We start from the raw sequence: 2258 nt of genomic DNA, 5'->3' as shown, positions 1-2258 counted from the left end.
CGGCGCGCTCGGCGCGGGCAGCGACCGCGGCACCGGACTCGTGCTGCTCCACCTGTGCTACCTCTGGAAGGATCCCGCCGATCCGGAGGACGGTTTCGCCCGCTTCTTCGAGCACGAAGTCGCGCCGGTGATCGAGGCCGCGGGACTGTCGGTGATCGGCAGCTTCATCCCGGAGCGCTCGCCCAACAACTTCCCGCGACTGCCGGTGCGCGAGGGCGAGAAGGTCTTCGTCTGGATGACGCGTGCCGCCGATGCCGACGACTGGGCCTTGCGCTGGAGCGCGTGCCGGCATGCGCCGGCCTGGCGCGCGTTCGCACCGCGCTGGCTGGACGCGCAGGAACGGGCACCGCAGATCCTGCGGCTGCGACCGAGCGTCGGCTCGGCCCTGCGCTGAGCCGGGTCGACGCACCGCGCCGCGCCCGCTTGGCTATGCTGCCCGCCATTCCTCGATTTCCGGATCTCCCCATGCGCAGCGCCCTGTCCATCCTGGCCGTCGTGATCGTGCTCAGCATCATCATGCTCACCGCGAAGAAGCAGATGGAAACCATGAAGCCCCGCCCGCCCGCGGCGTCCGCCGCGTCCTCGGGCGCGGCCGCGCCGTCGGACCTGCCGCAGCCCGAGGCCGTCGGCCGCCAGGTGCAGGACCTCATGAAGCAGGGCGAGCAGCGCGCCTCGGAGGCTGACGCGCGATGACCGTGCATGCGCTCTTCTTCTGCCTGCGGCCCGATCCGGCCACCGCGGCGAGGCTGAGCGCCGTGTCGGTCGACATCGCCCGGCGCTTCGGGCTGCGCGTTCGACCGCCCCGCACCGAGCGCCTGCATGTGACGCTCCACCACCTCGGCTGGTATGACGATGAGACCGACCAGGCCGAAGCGATGGCCGAAGTCCGGCAACTCGCCGAGGACGCCGCCGCGGCGCTGCGGCACGGGCCGGTCCGGGTCGACTTCGACCAGTTGCTGAGCTTCACCCGCAAGCCGCGCAACCTGCCGCTGGTGCTCAGCGGCGGCGCCTGCCTGGACGGCGTGCGCGCGACGCGGGCCGCGCTCGGCGAGCGGCTGCATGCGGCGGGCCTGCGGACCGATCCGCACTTCACGCCGCATCTCACGCTCTTCTACGACGATGTCGCCGTCGAGCCGCAGCCCTTCATCGTGCCCGGCTGGACCGCCTCTGAGTTCCTGCTGCTGGACAGCCTGCAGGGACAGTCCACGCACGTGGACCTGGCCCGCTGGCCGCTGGACTGAGCCCGGACCGGGCGTCAGCGGGCCTCGTCGATCGACGGCTCAACCCGCCCGTGGAGCTCGCCCCGCTCAGGCCGGGTCGACGATCTCCCGCGCCAGCGCGCGCAGGCTCAGCGGGGCGGAGCCCTCGGCATGGTTGGAGATCGTCACGTAGCAGGGCTGGCCGGCCTCGGCGGTGGCGCGCACGACCTTCGCCAGCACGGCTCGGGTCTCGGGATCGGGATCCATGACCTCGGCGTACTCGCCGTACTTCTTCTCCGCGTCCTCGTAGCCGAACGGGCCATGGACGCGGTGCAGGTTCCATCGGCAGACCAGCGGCCCGGGCCACATCGCACGCAGCAGCGGCAGCTGGTCCTGGATCGGGGGCAGCTTCGGATGCAGCCCGAGGCAGTAGCGCGCGCCGGTGTCCTTGAGCACGGCGACGAAGTCCGGCGTGAGCCATTCCGGATCGCGGACCTCCACCGCCACCACCGCCTCCGGCGCCACGTCGCGCAGCGAGGGCAGGGCGGCCAGCATCGCGTGCAGCCGGTCGAGCTGCTCCGGCATCCGGCCCAGCATGGCCAGGGGCAGCGGACTGAGCTGGAACACCAGCGCGCCGATGCGCGCGCCCAGCCCTTGCATTGCGGGTTCGAGGAATTCCTGGACCGCCAGCCGCGGATCGAGGAAGGCCGTGTTGGCCTGGCGGCCGCGGCCGTCCTCGGTCCGCACCTGCGCGTCGGTCACCACGCTCGGCGCCTTGACCGTGAAGCGGAAGTCCTCGGGCACCTGCTGCGCGTAGCGCTCGTACTGGCTGGCCGTCAGCGATTGGTAGAACCCGCGGTCGATGCTGACCGCGCGATGCAGCGGCTGCTGCGCATAGGCGCTCAGGCCGTTGCGCGACAGGGTGGATTCGCCGTGCCGGCCGGCCCAGACGATGCCCTGCCAGCCCGGATAGCTCCACGACGAGGTGCCCAGCCGGATCCGCGGCGACAGCGCGGCGGCGAGGGCGGCCTGCGATTCGTCCACCGGCTGCGGCTGGAC

Annotated in this window: 3 protein-coding genes and 1 pseudogene; 3 read left to right on the top strand and 1 reads right to left on the bottom strand. The window is 72.2% G+C overall.

The window, feature by feature from the left end; translation table 11 throughout:
• The 3 genes and pseudogenes from FUT87_RS23665 to FUT87_RS23655 all read left to right on the top strand — a co-directional run.
• Nucleotides 1-394: pseudogene (locus tag FUT87_RS23665) on the top strand (NIPSNAP family protein); the annotation flags it as partial.
• Nucleotides 395-465: 71 nt separating this feature from the next.
• Nucleotides 466-693, top strand: coding sequence for a hypothetical protein (locus tag FUT87_RS23660; protein ID WP_147240097.1), 228 nt, complete (start codon nucleotides 466-468; stop codon nucleotides 691-693).
• Nucleotides 690-1241, top strand: a complete 552-nt coding sequence (locus FUT87_RS23655; RefSeq protein WP_147240098.1) for a 2'-5' RNA ligase family protein — start codon at nucleotides 690-692, stop codon at nucleotides 1239-1241. Before FUT87_RS23660 ends, FUT87_RS23655 begins: the two co-directional genes overlap by 4 nt.
• A 66-nt stretch (nucleotides 1242-1307) precedes the next feature.
• Here FUT87_RS23655 and FUT87_RS23650 read toward each other — a convergent pair.
• On the bottom strand, nucleotides 1308-2258 hold a 951-nt coding region (locus FUT87_RS23650), incomplete at its 5' end, for a DUF72 domain-containing protein (RefSeq protein WP_404935436.1).

It is taken from the genome of Mitsuaria sp. TWR114 (assembly GCF_007997345.1).
This window is presented reverse-complemented; position numbering and strand designations above follow the sequence as displayed.